This window comes from Avibacterium endocarditidis, from assembly GCF_965138825.1.
Taxonomy (GTDB): Bacteria; Pseudomonadota; Gammaproteobacteria; order Enterobacterales; family Pasteurellaceae; genus Avibacterium; species Avibacterium endocarditidis.
On record NZ_CBCSDH010000029.1, the window covers coordinates 1 to 16121 of the forward strand.

A 16121-nucleotide genomic window follows, 5' to 3' on the forward strand; every position below is an offset into this window, starting at 1 on the left:
TTAAGTCACCGCCTGCGTGCCCTTTACGCCCAGTTATTCCGATTAACGCTCGCACCCTCCGTATTACCGCGGCTGCTGGCACGGAGTTAGCCGGTGCTTCTTCTGTGGCTAACGTCAAATCAGTGTGCTATTAACACACCAACCTTCCTCACCACCGAAAGAACTTTACAACCCGAAGGCCTTCTTCATTCACGCGGCATGGCTGCGTCAGGGTTCCCCCCATTGCGCAATATTCCCCACTGCTGCCTCCCGTAGGAGTCTGGGCCGTGTCTCAGTCCCAGTGTGGCTGGCCATCCTCTCAGACCAGCTAGAGATCGCAGGCTTGGTAGGCCTTTACCCNACCAACTACCTAATCCCACTTGGGCTCATCTTATGGCAGGTGGCTAAANGTCCCACCCTTTAATCTTCCGATACTATGCGGTATTAGCCATCGTTTCCAATGGTTATCCCCCTCCATAAGCCAGATTCCCAAGCATTACTCACCCGTCCGCCACTCGTCAGCAAAGAAAGCAAGCTTTCTTCCCGTTACCGTTCGACTTGCATGTGTTAAGCCTGCCGCCAGCGTTCAATCTGAGCCATGATCAAACTCTTCAGTTTAATCTTTCTCAATTCGTACACTAACAAAGCTTCATTTTTTTATGAATTTCAGTTAAGCACTAATTGTTCTAAATCTTTTAAATTTCTTCCAGAATCAACAAGTGCCCACACAGATTGTCTGATTGATTGTCAAAGAGCAAAAGTGGTCGGCGAGATAGGATTTGAACCTACGACCCACTGGTCCCAAACCAGTTGCGCTACCAAGCTGCGCTACTCGCCGACAGAAATTGGGGTGGCTAATGGGACTTGAACCCACGACAACCGGAATCACAATCCGGGGCTCTACCAACTGAGCTATAGCCACCATTGTTGTATTGCATTGACTCTGGCGCGCTCGACAAGATTCGAACTTGCGACCTTTGGCTCCGGAGGCCAACGCTCTATCCAACTGAGCTACGAACGCGTTTTATATCTCACTGCGTCGTTGCGGGGCGTATATTAAGAGTTTCCAAATAGCTTGTCTAGTATTTTTTTTTATTTTTTTTATCGCAAGATAGTTTTTTGTTCAATTTGTTTATAAAACATAAAATACTTGTCTATCTTTTATAAAACTCTTAAAAATCCAACCGCTCTTCTATTCTTCCACGCTTTCTTTTTTAGTCTTTCTTGTAAATGTATTTGCTAGGAACATTCCAACAACTAACCCCAATCCTCCCGCACACAACACCCAATATAACACAGAACGTTCAGGGTTGAGTGGCTGGGTTGGGGATTTAAGGTAACGGTAAGCACTCAGATTATTATCAAGGGGATTAACTGATTTCATCATATTCAATTTTCCTTGCCAATCTTGTGTACCAAGTGCGTTACCCTGCAAGGTTGCCCCTAACTTTAATTGGGCAGCACTATTTACCTGATTAAATAAATTTTTCCACTGCCCTATCAATTCATTATAAATTACCTCTCTTGCAGCAAGATTGCTTTGTGCTATAAATGCATTGAGCATTTCCAAGGCTTGCTTAGGATTGTCTAACTGTATGGAAAGCGTTTCAGCCTGTCCTTTAAGTGCGGTGGAAAATTTTACTGTTTTTACTAACTGCTCAAGCAATGCCTCATCATTTTGTACATTCCCTGTTTCTCTTTGTTTATAGTAAGAGCTTTCTAGCCAAAATTGACGAATATTATCGTAAGCAGAAAGCTGACGTTTAAATTCATCATACACTTTATTCACTAACAATGTTTCAGGTTCGTTTTTGCCTTGGATAAATTGATACATTGACGCCAAGGCATAATAGTTGCCTAATTGATTTGTGGTTGGTTGATAGATCTTTGCTTCTGCTTTCCATTGCGGCTTTTGCAAGAAACTTGCACCATACCCAGCTAAAGCAAAAATGATCGTCACTAAAATAATAATAATAAAAGATTTCTTTGCTGCATTTTGTGATTGCATTCTTTTCTCCTATTGTTGTGCTAAACGGCGATGGCGGCGTTTTATTCTTCTTACCCAGCGGGTGATGCGCCACGCTCTAGCGATAGAAAAAACATAAATGAAAAATAACAGAATAAAGCCGACAAACATTATCCATTCATTGATGTAATAAACTTCGCCTAAAATACCAAAACCTGCGCATAGTGCGGCAATAAAGGTGATTAATAAAAAGGCTTGGCGTGAATTTAGCCCTGCGCGCACCATTAAATGGTGAATATGCAGCCTGTCTGGGCGGAATGGGCTTTTGCCTTTGCGTAAGCGGCGGTAAATAATGGCGATCATATCAATCACGGGAATGGCGATAATCCATAGTGCGGTGATTGGGTTCATTGGGTGACCTTTGCCTTGCGTGCTAAGTAGCAAAATCCAAATAATGGTAAAGCCGATCAGCGTGCTGCCTGCATCGCCCATAAACACTTTAAATCTTGTGCCAAAAGGAATACCAAGATTGAGCATTAAATAAGGCAAAATAGCGATGATTAAGGCGAAACTCCAATAGGCGAGATCCATTTGGTTATCCATTACTAGCAAGATGCCAATCGCACCAAAAGCCACGCTGGATAAGCCACCGAGTAAGCCGTCTATGCCATCTATCATATTGAACGCGTTGATCACAGCGATGGTGGCGAACACCGTGATCATCAAGCCGATTGAGCCGAGCGTTAATTGGAACGGGCCTAAAATTTGTCCAAGATGATCGAGATAAATATTACCCATATCGATCATTAAAATGGCGAGAAAAGCTTGGATTCCTGCGCGAATAAAGGGGCTGATGTCAAAGCGATCGTCTAAAATACCAATGGCTAACAGCACAAAAATGCTGAAAAGATAGAGTGCAGGCAGCCGCATTTGATCCCATTCTAAAAAATAGAACACGCAGTTACCGATAAATAGCGAAATGCCCCCAATCAGGGGGATTGCCCCTTTGTGGCGTTTGCGGTAATTTGGTTTATCCACTAAACCGATTTTTTGCGCAATCGGACGCATTGCAAATAAAGAGAGCAGTGCGCCGAGAAATGTGAGCAGAAAACTCAACAACATAATAAATAATTTCAGTAAAAAATAAGTGGCGAAAGCATACCATAAAGGCAAAAGCGTACATAAATATTTTTATAAATTTACTTAGTTTTACAGTACAATAACTCAATTTCTCTCTTAAACAAGATAAAGGACAAACGATGAACCATTCAGAAAATTTCTTTTCCCAAGCGCAGAAAGTGATCCCCGGTGGGGTGAATTCCCCTGTTCGCGCGTTTAATGGGGTTGGCGGCACGCCAGTATTTATTGATCGTGCTGAGGGCGCTTATATTTTTGATGCAGACGGCAAGCAGTACATTGATTATGTGGGATCTTGGGGGCCGATGATCTTAGGCCACAATCATCCAGCCATTTTAGGTGCGGTGTTAAAAACCGCAGAAAAAGGCTTGAGCTTTGGTGCGCCTACGCCGTTAGAAATTGACTTGGCAGAGTTGGTTTGCCAGCTTGTGCCTTCGATCGAAATGGTGCGAATGGTCAGTTCAGGCACAGAAGCCACAATGTCTGCCATTCGTTTGGCGCGTGGTTATACCAAACGAGATAAAATCATCAAGTTTGAAGGCTGCTATCACGGCCATTCTGATAGTTTACTGGTAAAAGCAGGATCTGGCGCGCTAACCCTTGGTCAACCAAGCTCCCCCGGTGTGCCAGCAGATTTTGCTAAACACACCTTAACTTGCGAATACAACAATATTGATTCTGTTAAGCAAGCCTTTGGGCAATATCCTGATGACATTGCTTGTGTGATCATTGAGCCAGTGGCAGGCAATATGAATTGTATTCCACCAAAAGCCGGCTTTTTACAACAACTGCGTGAACTTTGTGATCAATATGGCGCATTGTTAATTATTGACGAAGTGATGACAGGCTTTCGCGTGGCATTAGGCGGTGCGCAGCAATATTATGGCGTAACCCCTGATTTAACCACCCTTGGTAAAGTGATCGGTGGCGGAATGCCAGTGGGCGCATTTGGCGGTAAAAAAGAAATTATGCAATATATCGCGCCAACTGGCCCTGTTTATCAGGCAGGAACGCTTTCAGGCAATCCAATCGCAATGGCGGCAGGGCTGGCTTGTTTAACCGAGCTGAAAAAAGCTGGCAATGAACAGCGTCTGGCTGAGCAAACAGAAAAATTAGCCCTTGGCTTAAAAGCGCTTGCTGACAAACACGGCATTCCATTTGTGGTGAATTATGTGGGTGGAATGTTTGGTATTTTCTTCACCGATCAGCCTGAAGTCAGCACTTATCAGCAAGTGATGAAATGTGATGCGGAAAAATTCAAACAGTTTTTCCATAAAATGCTTGAACAAGGTGTGTATCTTGCGCCATCTGCTTATGAGGCGGGATTTATGTCTTTAGCGCATAGCGATGAAGATATTGAACGCACCTTACAAGCCGCCGATAAGGCTTTCGCTGAAATGAAAACGGCGTAACGAAAAATAGCAAGACGCATAAGGGGAAAAATGGAAAACGCAAACAAGCAATATCAGCTGGCTTTGCTCAAAGTGCATAGCACCGCGGTGTTATTTGGTTTAACTGGCGTGCTAGGTGTGCTTATTGAAAGCAGTGCAGGCGTGTTGGTACTAGGGCGCGTTTTTATCGCACTGGTAGCGCTTTCCCTGTTCTTCCTGTATAAGAAAACGCCCTTAACCAAACTTTCCACACAAGGCATTTTGTTACAATTTGTGTTGGGGAGTTTGCTTACCGCCCATTGGGTTACCTTTTATATTGCGGTGAAAGTAGGCGGTGTGGCAGTGGGAACGCTGGGCTTTGCCAGTTTCCCTGCCTTTGTGTGCTTGTTTGAAATGCTGATTTTCAAAGTGCGGTTGAAATTGCGCGAGTTTTTCTTATTACTCGCCATTACGCTCGGTTTAATCCTTGTTACGCCCGCTTTTGAATTTGGCAACCAATCCACACAAGGCCTGTTATGGGGCATTTTTTCCGGCGCCATTTACGGCTTGCTTGCGGTGCTAAATCGCAAAAATCGCGGCATACTTTCAGGCAGTCAAGCGAGCTGGTGGCAATATTTGGTGGGCGTTATCGTGCTTTTACCGTTCTATGCCAACGAATTACCGAGCGTATCATTGCAAGATTGGTTTTGGATCGCCTGCATTGGCTTGCTCTGTACCAGCCTTGCGTACACCCTGTTTGTTTCCAGCCTTGATGTACTCAGCGCTAGAACCGCCGCAATGATTATTTCCCTTGAACCCGTTTACGCCATTTTAATCGCTTGGCTGTGGCTCAATGAAGTCCCAACACTCACAATGCTACTCGGCGGCGCAATCATCATCACCGCCGTAGCTTTAGAAAATTTGCGTAAATAACAAGCGAAAAAATCAGCAAAAAAGCACCGCTCTTTCAAAAAGCGGTGTTTTATTATATAGATGCTAAAATCTGCTGTTCTAACACTTCCCTTTCTTGTTCCGACAGCGCCTTGCCTTCACGATTAGTTAAAATAAAGAAATCTTCCGCTTTTTCGCCAATGGTGGTGATTTTGGCATTTTGAATGTTAAGCTGAAGTGCGGTGAAAATTTGGCTGATTTCTGCCAAAAGCCCAGCTTTATCCAAGGCGAATAGCTCCATTTCTGTGTGCGTGGTTTTGGCCAAATGCAAGAATCGCACTTCGGTTTTTACCCGAAATGGCTTAAGTTGATGATTTTTCATCGTGCTGACTTTGGCGATTTTGTTTGTGCTCAAGGCTTTTTGCAGAGCGTGTTCTAGCTCACGGCGGCGATCAAATTTGGCAAGGGAGCCATCTAATTCGGTTACAATAAAACTATCGAACACCTTGCCGTCTTCCGCCGTGAGAATTTGCGCATCGTGAATGCTGAAACATTTCGCACCAATGGTACTCACCACTTTATGGAACAAGTTGGCTTGATCTTCACAATGAATAAACACTTCCGTGCCACCTGAGGAAAAACGATTACTAATTTTTACCACATTTTGCTCCGCACTTTGCTTGCGGCTTTCTGCGATTAGTCTAGTGTGCCAGCAAATTTGCTGTGGATTATTGCGTAAAAAACAATCTGGTGGGAAAGTCTGCCATAATTGTTCAATGGCGTCTTGCGCAAGATCGGGCTGGTTTTTTTGTAATAAAGCCAAAGCCTGATTTTTATGCTGTGCAATTTTATCTTGATTATCTAACAAGCTAGCCATTCCTAAATTAAATTGCGCCGTGGTGGATTGATAAAGCCTTGTTAATAAAGAGCGTTTCCAGCTATTCCAAAGGGTTTCGTTGGTGGCACAAATATCTGCCACGGTTAAACAAGTAAGCAAATCAAGGCGTTGTTGGGTTTTCACTTCTTCGGCAAAGGCAAGGACGATATTGGGATCGTCAATATCGCGCCGTTGTGCCGTAACGGACATCAATAAATGCTGCGCCACAAGCCATTGCATTAATTCACTCTCTTGGCTCGAAAAGCCGTGTAGCCGAGCAAAATCCGCCATATCTTGCGCGCCAAGTTCAGCGTGATCACCACCACGACCTTTGGCAATATCGTGGAATAATCCAGCGAGATAAAGCAAAGTGCGCTGTGATAATCGGGCAAAAATGGCATAACAAATCGGGTGCGCGGTTTGACTTTCTGGCTGAGTAAAACTTTCTAATTTTTGCATTACACGCAGGCTATGTTCATCAACAGTATAGCTATGGAATAAATCAAATTGCATCAGCCCCTCAATGTGCTGCCACTGCGGTAAATAGATGCGTAACACGCCGTATTGGTGCATTGGCAAAAAAGCCCGTTGTACGCAATGAGGCTGTTCAAATAAGCGTAAAAATTTTGCTCTACCTTGCACATTTTCGCTTAAATAGCCGTGAAATGTTTCGATCGTGCGAATTAATTGGCGTAACGTGCTGGAATGAATTTCCGCCGTTGGATATTGCGTAAGATAGAAAAACAAATCGAGCATACTGTCAGGCTGTTGCTGAAAACAGTCTTTCTGCGTTAAGCAAATAGCGTTATTGGCAAGGTAAAAATGGCGATCCAGCGGAAAACAAGTTTGCTGGCTTGGCTTATCGATAAAATGTTCACGATAATGCTTGGTTAAAATGTGAGTGAGCGTGGCAATGGTTTGTAAGGCTTGGAAAAAGGCTTTCATCATTTTTTCCACTGCTTGATTGCCCTCCCCTTGATAGCCGAGCAATTCGCTCACTTTCACTTGGCGATCAAAGAGTAATCGGTTGTCGTAACGCTTTAAAATTAAATGTAAAGCGAACCGCACTTTAAACAGAAATTGCTGTTTTTCTTGCAATAAATCATATTCCTCTGGGTAAATAAAGCCAGTTTGCAAAATATCTTGCAAATTTTTTGCCCCCGTGTGGCGCAAGGCAAGCCAATACAACAAATGCAGATCGCGCAAACCGCCGGGACTGTATTTTATGTCAGGTTCAAGGTTATAACTGGTATTGTGGTAGCGTTGATAGCGCGCATTTTTTTCGGCGATTTTGGCTTGATAAAAATCCGCCAAACGCCAAAAATCAGGTTGGATTAAAAGTGCGGTGAGTTTTTCAAATAATTTTTCATTACCGCATAAATAACGGCTTTCAAGCAAATTGGTGGCGATAGAGATCTCTTCTCGCCCAGCTTGTTCGCATTCTGCCAAGGTGCGAACGGAATGTCCCACTTCAAAACCACAATCCCATAAAAATTGCACAAACTCACGGATTTGTTGTTGAATGTCTTCGCTAGGCTGCGATTTCGTCAAAATCAAAAAATCCAAGTCAGACAAGGGAAACATTTCCCCACGCCCATAACCACCCACCGCAATCAGGCTAAGATCCTGCTGTTGATCCAGTTGAAAATGCGCCCAAAGGCGTCGCAATAAATCGTCATAAAATTTTGTACGATTTTCCAGTAATTGATAGACGGAAGATTGCTGGAACTCAGCAAGCTCGAGGTTTTTTAGCTGATCTTTTTGTTGTTTGACGGATTGAATACTGAGTGGGATTGTAGGCGAGTAGGTAAACATTTGGACTTGTTCCTTTGGGGCTATTCAGGTTTGTTATAGATAAAGTGCGGTGGAAAATTTGATAATTTTTTACCGCACTTTGAGTTATCTCCGCTCAGAAATTCCCCTCTTTGACAAAGAGGGGTTAGGGGAGATTTATCAGCGAACCTGTGTGTTCGCCCATTCTATTTTGTTGCTTGCTGTTCAGAACATTTTATTCGGACAGACACACAGGTCTGTCCCTACATTGCATTAATAATTCAATAACATTGTAGGGGAAATTACACATTCACCATAAAACGCTGAATGCGTCCAGCTTTTTCTTCTTCCTCGCGGATAGTCATGACTTCACAGCCATCGGCGGTAACCACAATTTGATGCTCAAATTGTGCGGAATGGCTGCGATCTTTGGTTTTTACCGTCCAACCATCGCCCATTAGGCGTACTTCACGTTTGCCCGCGTTGATCATCGGTTCAATGGTGAACACCATTCCTTCTTTCAGGATCACACCGCCGTCATCACCGTCATAATGTAGCACTTGTGGATCGTTGTGAAATTCTGTGCCGATGCCGTGTCCGCAATATTCACGCACCACGCTAAAACCTTGCGATTCTGCATATTTTTGGATTGCTTTGCCGATTTCTCTTAAGCGAATCCCCGGTTTGACCGTGCGTAAACCGATGTATAGGGCTTCTTGGGTGGCGTCCACTAATTTTTTGCTGCGAATACTTGGTTCGCCAACGATAAACATTTTGGAATTATCGCCGTAGTAGCCATCTTTGATCACGGTAACATCAATGTTCACAATATCACCGTTTTTTAGCTGTTTTCCTTCACTTGGAATGCCGTGGCACACCACTTCGTTAATGGAAATACAAGTGGCTTTTGGGAAGCCGTGATAGCCTAAGCAAGCGGGGATCACTTTTTGTTGTTCCACCATATACTCGTGGCAAATGCGATCTAATTCCCCTGTAGTAACGCCTGCTTTCACATAGGGTTCAATCATTACTAACACGTCTGAAGCCAATTTGCAGGCCTCCCGCAGTTTTTCGATTTCTTGTTCTGTTCTAATTGGAATTGCCATAACTTCTCCTTGACAAAAATTTTGTGCGATATTTTACCACCTTTACGTGGAAAAATCCTTGATAAATTCTTGAATGGTTTACTTGGTTATTAGATAATACCCAACTTACAATTTACAAGGATAGAAGCGAGATAAATGATGACAGATATGGCAATCCCTTTAACCTTTACCGATGCGGCTGCTAATAAAGTAAAAGCCTTGATCAGCGAAGAAGAAAATAGCGAGCTTAAATTACGCGTTTATATCACAGGTGGTGGTTGTAGCGGTTTCCAATATGGCTTTACCTTTGATGAAAAAGTAAACGATGGCGATCTCACCATTGAAAATTCCGGCGTGCAGTTAGTGATTGACCCAATGAGTTTGCAGTATTTAATTGGTGGCACGGTGGATTACACCGAAGGGCTGGAAGGCTCGCGTTTTGTGGTAAATAACCCTAACGCCACAACCACTTGCGGTTGCGGTTCATCTTTCAGCATTTAACCCAATTCGCAAAATGGATTATCAATTTTTTGCCCAAGGCGGACAGATTTCAGCCAAATGTTCAATGGGACACGAAGCCGTGGCAAATTGGCTTAATACAGAAGTGCGGTCAAATTTTCAGTTAATTTCTACCGCACTTTCTCTTATCAATCAAGCACGCCAAGCGCCAATGCAGGATTTCAAATTGCTCGGCGCAGAATACAGTGTATTTATTAGTGCAGATGAAGTGATGGTGCGCGCGAATAATCTTTCTATTGATGAACAGCAAGAACTTGAGCAAGATTTCCATTATTATGATGAAGAAAGTTTAGCGTTTTGTGGTTTGGAAGATTTTGAGCAATTTTTACAATCTTATTTATCCTTTAACCGCTAAGGTTCGGGGCAGATAACTAGGTATAACAGAGCAATGTCAGAAAGCAACTCAACGCCAGAAACAAATAAAACGAGCAAGCCCTCTCGAAGAAAGCGTTTGCGTAATTTTTTGCTAAAAGTTGCGTTTGTCGTGGTGTGTTACATCATTTTTTACGGCATTTATTTAGACGGACAAATTCGTTCCAAAATGGATGGCCAAATCTGGCAGCTGCCAGCGGAAGTGTATAGCCGTATTGAATCCATTCGTTTAAGTGATGAGCTTAGCCTTGAACAAGTGAAGCAACGCCTGCTCGAAAATGATTATCGCCAAACCACAATGGTGGCTGCACCAGGGGATTTCAAAATTGAAGACAACACAATTGTTTTGTTGCGTGGCGCTTTTCCATTTCCTGTTCAACCTGAAGCACAGCGTGTTTTTCGCTTACGTTTTAAAGACAATAAATTAGCGGTAATCGAAGATTTGGTGAACGTGAAAGCCATTGATGCGTTTCCGCTTGCGCCGAAATTAATCGCAATGTTGCAATCAGAAAAAGAAGAGCGCTTAACCCTTTCTTTGCAAAATTACCCAAGATTATTGATTGATACCTTACTTTTAACCGAAGATCGCCGTTTTTACGAACACGAAGGCATAAGCCCTTTAGGCATTGCAAGGGCAATGGTGGCAAACTTTCAAGCTGGCCATCGTGTGCAGGGCGGAAGTACTTTAACGCAGCAGTTGGTTAAAAATCTTTTCCTTTCTAACGAGCGCACCTTTACAAGAAAAATCAACGAAGCCTTAATGGCGCTGATTTTAGATTGGCGTTATGATAAAAACCGCATTTTAGAAACCTATCTCAACGAAATTTATCTCGGGCAAAACGGCAACACGCAAATTCACGGTTTTGAATTAGCGAGCCATTTTTATTTTGGTCGCTCAATTCGTGAGATCAATTTGGATCAAATCGCCTTATTGGTGGGAATGGTAAAAGGCCCTTCGCTGTATAATCCTTGGCGTAATCCTGAAAACGCCCTTGAACGCCGTAATGTGGTGTTGCGTTTATTGCTTGAACACAAAGTGATTGGGCAAGAACTTTACGATATGTTAAGTAAACGTCCTCTTGGCGTGCAAAAGCGTGGGCAAATTAACCGTAAATATCCTGCTTTTATTCAAACTTTACAGGCAGAACTTCGCCAACAATTAGGTGAAAATCGGGCGAGCAGTTTATCTGGCACACGTATTTTTTCTACTTTGGATATTAAACAGCAGCACTATGCAGAACAAGCGGTGATTAATGCGGTTTCTGAATTACAGTTAAAATATAAAAATCCTTATTTAGAATCAGCAATGATCGTGGCAGATTATCGCAATGGTGAAATCAAAGCCATTGTGGGTGGCCTGCAAACCAACTATGCGGGCTTTAACCGCGCATTAAATGCTAGACGACAAATTGGATCATTAGTAAAACCTTCAATTTATTTGACCGCACTTACTGAACCGAGCGAATTTCGTTTAAACACACCAATTCAAAATCAGCCGATTACCATTCGCACTAAAGGCAGCCCTCCTTGGCAACCACGTAACTATGATCGCCGTTATAGTGGCTCGGTGATGTTAATGGACGCACTTGCTCGCTCATTAAACATTCCAACGGTGAATATTGGAATGAAAGTAGGCTTAAGCAAAGTGATTGAAACCCAAAAAGCGATGGGCTGGGATAAAGTGAAAATTCCAAAAGTGCCAGCAATGTTGCTAGGATCTTACTCGATCTCTCCTTATGAAGTAACGAAATTGTTCCAAACCATTGCAAACCAAGGGGCAAATATTCCTCTTGCTACCATTGATAGCATTACTAATCAGCAAGGGGAACTTATTTATCAGCGCCCAATGCAACCAGAACAAGTTGTGCCAGCACAAGCCGCTTATGAAACCCTTTTTGCAATGCAGCAAACGGTAGAACGCGGCACGGCACGCAGTTTGCAAAATCAATTTGCCCATTTACGTCTAGCGGGTAAAACTGGGACGACAAACTCTGCGCGTGATACTTGGTTTGTGGGGATTGACGGTGAAAATGTCGCCACCGTTTGGCTTGGGCGTGATGATAACGGCGAAACCCGTTTAACAGGCGCAACAGGCGCATTGCAGGTGTATAAAAACTATCTGCAACGCACGCAAGCGAAAACCTTACGCCCATCAACCCCAGCAGGCATTAAATGGGTCGGCATTAATAGCTATGGCGGTTGGGATTGCAGCAGCGCAAGGCAAATCCCAGTGTGGGCAGAGCGTAACCAATCTTTCTGCTCCGCATCAAGAGAAGCCGCACCAGAACCGAAACGACAAAGCCTATGGGATGTGTTAAAACCCTCAACTTTAGGTGCTCAGCCCGCTCCAGTGGAAGAGGCTATGCCTGCAAATTAAAAATATTCTTAGGTTTTATAAGGTAATGCAATGAAACTAATCTTTATTGACTATGAAAATGTCCAACCTAAAACATTAGACTATTTATCACCGAATGATCATTTTATTGTGCTTTGTATTGGTGAAAACCAAAAATTATTGCCTGTTATGCTGATTAAATCTTTGATGATGTTCGGACAAAATTGCCGTATTATTGAATGCCCAAAAGCTGGAAAAAATGCGTTAGATTTTATTATTGTTGATGAAATGGCGCGTATTACCACAGAATTTCAATTTGATGTTCTTTATATTATTTCCAAAGATAAGGGCTTTGATTCTATTATTCATTACTATCTTACAAAAGAGCGGATAAAACAAGCTGAGCGATTAGATAGCATAGATCATATTCCCCAAGCCAATCATCATTCAATAGATAATAGTCAAACTAAAAATATGACTATATTTGCCTCAAAAATACAGGAGCAAATTGATAGAATAAACAAAATCTCTCCGAGAAGTTTACCAAGCAAACCTCAAAGTCAATTTAATTGGGTAAATTCTTTATTAAAAGCAGAAAATCTGGCAGAAAAAGATGTTAAAGCCCTAATAAAAATGGTGGATTTCTCTCCTGCTCAATCAACAAAATTAAAAAGCTATGTTGATCGTGCCAAAGCAAAATTAAATAGCTTCGAAAAAAGGCATCACCCTAATAAGTTAGAAACACAAACAAATTGGCTCAAGAGCTTTTTTAGGGGGGATGGTTTAAATGCGTCACAAATTAGTGAAATTAGACAAATTATTTTTTCAAAATAATTTTAAAACCTCATAAAAATTATTGGGGCTATTTATCTCAAATCCTTACTATAAATCACATTGCTCGAATTTTGTTTATCAATGCCTTGTAAGTTGGGGCTAAGATAAATTGGGATTGTGTACTGAAAAACGGGCAAAACTACATTATCTTGCTGCAATAATTGGCTAACTTGTTGATAAAGTGCGGTGCGTTTTTGCGTAGCAATAGGTTGCAAACTTTGCTCTAGCAGCGCATCTACTTTTTCATTGTGATAAGCAGATTTATTGTCTGGGCTTTTGGAATAAAAACTCATCAAAAATGCAGAAGGATCGTTATAATCGGCGCACCAGCCAGAGCGAATAATTTGGAAATCCCCTTTGGCGCGTTTTTCCAACAAGGTTTGCCAAGGCACGGGATCAGCCTGAATATGAATGAGATCTGATTGCGACCACATTTGCACTAAACGTTGTCCAATGGTGTGATTAAAGCCTTCTTGATCAAAGGTTAAACGCAGCACCAGTGGGGATTTTTCGGTGATACCATTTTGCTGTAAAAGCTGTTCCACTAGCACGGGCGACCACGCATTTTCAGGTTCGCCTTGCATTGATTGGGGCAGAAAATGATTGCTCGCAAGACGTGCCTGCTGTTCTCCACGCACTAAATTTCGTGCAGAAGCGAGAAAAACTAAGGATTTTCGCACCGCACTTTTGGCTAGCCTTGGATCGTTAAAATTAAATTCATAGTAATAAGTACAAAGTTTTGGCAAATAGGTGACTTGCACATTGCTTTGTTTGGGATTGGCAACAATATCAATGCCCGTTAGGTCTTGATTTGGCGTGAGTTTTTTATAATCAACCAAGGAAAATCCTACATTCTCAGCTTGCCAATAGTAAGGATTTTGCGCCAGATGAATTTCATCGCCTTGCTGATCTTTCACATAATAAGCACCGTTGCTAACAAAGCCTTGATGAGGAGCAAGGTATTGAGGTAACAGTGCGGGGTGAGCAAGCATCGCTGGCAAATAGGGGGTCGGCTTTTCAAGTTGGATCTCTAACTGATGTGCTGAAAGTGCCGTTACACCTAATTGAGAAGGGGGGCTTTCACCTTGGAGAATTGCCTCAGCATTACGTAGCCCCATATAGACCAAATAACGTTTTAATTGGCTTTGTGATGCAATCAGTTTTTGCCAGCTTTGCACAAAATCCTCTGCGGTAACCGGCAAGCCGTTAGACCATTTTGCCGATTCGCGCAAAGTGAATGTCCAAACTTTGTTATCTTTCGTTTGCCAGCTCTGCGCGACGGCTGGGATCACGTTACCGTGCGGATCGTAAATTACCAAGCCTTCTAAAGTATCACGCAAAAAATTCGCTTGTTCATCGTTTTGCAGTTTTTCTGGAGAAATCACTAAATCCCCATAAACGCCACGTACTAAGTGGGGAATACGCACTTCAGGCTCAGTGGTAGGCGTTTGTGTTGGTGCGGAATTAGGGATCGCAACCTGCTTTGGCTGATCGCAACTGGTTAAGGAAAAAATTGCGCAAAAAAGCACCGCACTTGGCAAAATAGTAGGAAACTTAAATGATGACATTGGCTTAAAGGCTGATGTAAAAATAGGGGCATTATACAAAAACGCCCCTTGATTACCAATTATTCTTTCCTTTCGTGTGCATTATTCTTTCAGGGTTTTAATCCAAAAGAAGAACACCCAATAATGAATCAGCAAGCCAAGCAAAATCGCTGCTTTGCCAAACATAGTCGGCGTGAAATAAAAGCCGATCGCCAGCATTGTGGTGGATAAAATAAGAATACGGATTTTGGTTTTTAAGGTTAAAGCCCGTTGTTCGCTAAAAGATTGCAGATGTTTTTTGTACAGCTCTGTTTGAATGATCCAGTTATGCAAACGTTCAGAGCCTTGCGCAAAGCAAAACACGGTGAGCAATAAAAAAGGCGTGGTCGGCAGCAGGGGCAAAAATGCGCCAATAATGCCAAGGGCCAGTGAAATAAATCCTAAAATGATGTAAATAGCTTTCATTTTTCTTTCCAAATAAAAATTATTCTCAATTATCCATATTTTTTTAGATTTCTCAACCTTGATATTATAAAATCTTGCCTCATTTATTAGATTAATACTTTCTTTTAAAAGCAAGGAGCTTTAAGGAGCTTTTATGTCAAGTCCATTGTTAGGCGAAACTCTCTTACCGCAGTTTTCGCAAATTAAACCTGAACATATTCAACCTGCAATTAGTCAATTAATTCAAGAAAATCGAGATACCGTAGAACAGGTTTTAAAACAACCGCACTTAACTTGGCAGAATTTTATTGAACCGCTTACTGAAAGTGGCGATCGCTTAAGCAAAGCTTGGTCGCCTGTAAGCCATTTAAATGCGGTGAAAAATAGCCCTGAATTGCGTGAAGCCTATCAAGCTTGCTTGCCGTTGCTTTCTGAATATAGCACTTGGCTAGGGCAACACGAAGGCTTATACCAAGCCTATTTACAGCTGAAAAATAGCCCAGAATATGAAACCTACAGCGTGGCACAGAAGAAAGCCATTGATAATGCATTGCGCGATTTCAAATTGTCTGGCATTTCTTTGCCAGCCGAAAAACAAAAACGCTATGGTGAAATCGTGGCGCGTTTATCTGAATTAAGCTCACAATTTAGCAATAATGTGCTAGATGCCACAATGGGCTGGGATAAGGTTATCACGGATAAAAATGAATTGGCAGGCTTGCCAGAAAGTGCTTTNCAAGCGGCAAAACAATCTGCAGAAAGCAAAGGGCTAGAAGGTTATCGCTTCACTCTTGAGTTTCCAAGCTATTTGCCGGTGATGACCTATTGTGAAAACCGTCAATTGCGTGAAGAAATGTATCGNGCTTTTGTAACTCGTGCTTCAGAACAAGGCCCGAATGCAGGGAAATGGGATAATTCCGTCATTATGCAAGAGATCTTAACTTTGCGCGTTGAGTTGGCGAAATTGCTTGATTTTGAGCATTACACCGAAC

12 protein-coding genes, 3 tRNA genes, 1 rRNA gene and 3 pseudogenes are annotated in these 16121 nt (G+C 42.5%); 9 read left to right on the plus strand and 10 right to left on the minus strand.

Going from position 1 to position 16121, the window contains the following annotated elements; genetic code table 11:
• The 6 genes from ACNAV8_RS11340 to wecA form a co-directional block, all read right to left on the minus strand.
• Window positions 1-597: ribosomal RNA gene (locus ACNAV8_RS11340) — 16S ribosomal RNA — on the minus strand; the annotation flags it as partial.
• 143 nt (window positions 598-740) lie between these two features.
• Window positions 741-817 (minus strand) — tRNA-Pro (locus tag ACNAV8_RS11345).
• Between the two features lie 8 nt (window positions 818-825).
• Window positions 826-901, minus strand: a tRNA-His gene (locus ACNAV8_RS11350).
• Between the two features lie 22 nt (window positions 902-923).
• A tRNA-Arg gene (locus tag ACNAV8_RS11355) sits at window positions 924-1000 on the minus strand.
• 171 nt (window positions 1001-1171) lie between these two features.
• Window positions 1172-1987, minus strand: a complete 816-nt coding sequence (locus tag ACNAV8_RS11360) for a Wzz/FepE/Etk N-terminal domain-containing protein (RefSeq protein ID WP_103855596.1) — start codon at window positions 1985-1987, stop codon at window positions 1172-1174.
• Between the two features lie 9 nt (window positions 1988-1996).
• Window positions 1997-3067 (minus strand): UDP-N-acetylglucosamine--undecaprenyl-phosphate N-acetylglucosaminephosphotransferase, encoded by a 1071-nt coding sequence (wecA, locus tag ACNAV8_RS11365; RefSeq protein ID WP_181022040.1) that lies wholly within the window; start codon window positions 3065-3067, stop codon window positions 1997-1999.
• A gap of 137 nt (window positions 3068-3204) precedes the next feature.
• On the opposite strand from wecA, the gene hemL reads away from it, so the two are divergent.
• Window positions 3205-4494, plus strand: a complete 1290-nt coding sequence (gene hemL / locus ACNAV8_RS11370; protein WP_415777740.1) for a glutamate-1-semialdehyde 2,1-aminomutase — start codon at window positions 3205-3207, stop codon at window positions 4492-4494.
• Window positions 4495-4524: 30 nt separating this feature from the next.
• Complete coding sequence (locus ACNAV8_RS11375; protein ID WP_103855597.1) at window positions 4525-5385, plus strand: DMT family transporter; 861 nt, start codon at window positions 4525-4527, stop codon at window positions 5383-5385.
• Window positions 5386-5437: 52 nt separating this feature from the next.
• Here the strand turns inward: ACNAV8_RS11375 and glnD are convergent, their stop codons facing one another.
• Complete coding sequence (gene glnD / locus ACNAV8_RS11380) at window positions 5438-8035, minus strand: bifunctional uridylyltransferase/uridylyl-removing protein GlnD (protein ID WP_103855598.1); 2598 nt, start codon at window positions 8033-8035, stop codon at window positions 5438-5440.
• 260 nt (window positions 8036-8295) lie between these two features.
• Window positions 8296-9099, minus strand: a complete 804-nt coding sequence (gene map, locus ACNAV8_RS11385; RefSeq protein WP_103855599.1) for a type I methionyl aminopeptidase — start codon at window positions 9097-9099, stop codon at window positions 8296-8298.
• A 138-nt stretch (window positions 9100-9237) separates the two neighbouring features.
• On the opposite strand from map, the gene erpA reads away from it, so the two are divergent.
• The 4 genes from erpA to ACNAV8_RS11405 are packed head-to-tail and all read left to right on the plus strand — an operon-like array spanning window position 9238 to window position 13138.
• Entirely contained in the window at window positions 9238-9579 is a 342-nt protein-coding gene (gene erpA, locus ACNAV8_RS11390; RefSeq protein WP_103855605.1) for an iron-sulfur cluster insertion protein ErpA, read from the plus strand.
• Between the two features lie 13 nt (window positions 9580-9592).
• Window positions 9593-9952, plus strand: coding sequence for a YacL family protein (locus tag ACNAV8_RS11395; RefSeq protein ID WP_103855600.1), 360 nt, complete (start codon window positions 9593-9595; stop codon window positions 9950-9952).
• A 33-nt stretch (window positions 9953-9985) separates the two neighbouring features.
• Complete coding sequence (gene mrcB, locus ACNAV8_RS11400) at window positions 9986-12346, plus strand: penicillin-binding protein 1B (protein WP_103855601.1); 2361 nt, start codon at window positions 9986-9988, stop codon at window positions 12344-12346.
• A gap of 30 nt (window positions 12347-12376) precedes the next feature.
• A complete protein-coding gene (locus ACNAV8_RS11405; RefSeq protein ID WP_103855602.1) occupies window positions 12377-13138 on the plus strand; it encodes a PIN domain-containing protein in 762 nt (253 codons plus the stop codon).
• A 32-nt stretch (window positions 13139-13170) separates the two neighbouring features.
• On the opposite strand, the gene ACNAV8_RS11410 is transcribed toward ACNAV8_RS11405, so the two are convergent.
• Entirely contained in the window at window positions 13171-14706 is a 1536-nt protein-coding gene (locus ACNAV8_RS11410) for a peptide ABC transporter substrate-binding protein (protein ID WP_415777741.1), read from the minus strand.
• An 81-nt stretch (window positions 14707-14787) separates the two neighbouring features.
• Window positions 14788-15150, minus strand: a complete 363-nt coding sequence (locus ACNAV8_RS11415; protein WP_103855603.1) for a YbaN family protein — start codon at window positions 15148-15150, stop codon at window positions 14788-14790.
• A gap of 133 nt (window positions 15151-15283) precedes the next feature.
• Between ACNAV8_RS11415 and ACNAV8_RS11420 the strand changes: the two are divergent.
• The 3 pseudogenes from ACNAV8_RS11420 to ACNAV8_RS11430 form a co-directional block, all read left to right on the plus strand.
• Window positions 15284-15864: pseudogene (locus ACNAV8_RS11420) on the plus strand (oligopeptidase A); the annotation flags it as partial.
• Between the two features lies 1 nt (window position 15865).
• Window positions 15866-15990, plus strand: a pseudogene (locus ACNAV8_RS11425) (hypothetical protein); the annotation flags it as partial.
• Between the two features lies 1 nt (window position 15991).
• A pseudogene (locus tag ACNAV8_RS11430) lies at window positions 15992-16121 on the plus strand (hypothetical protein); the annotation flags it as partial.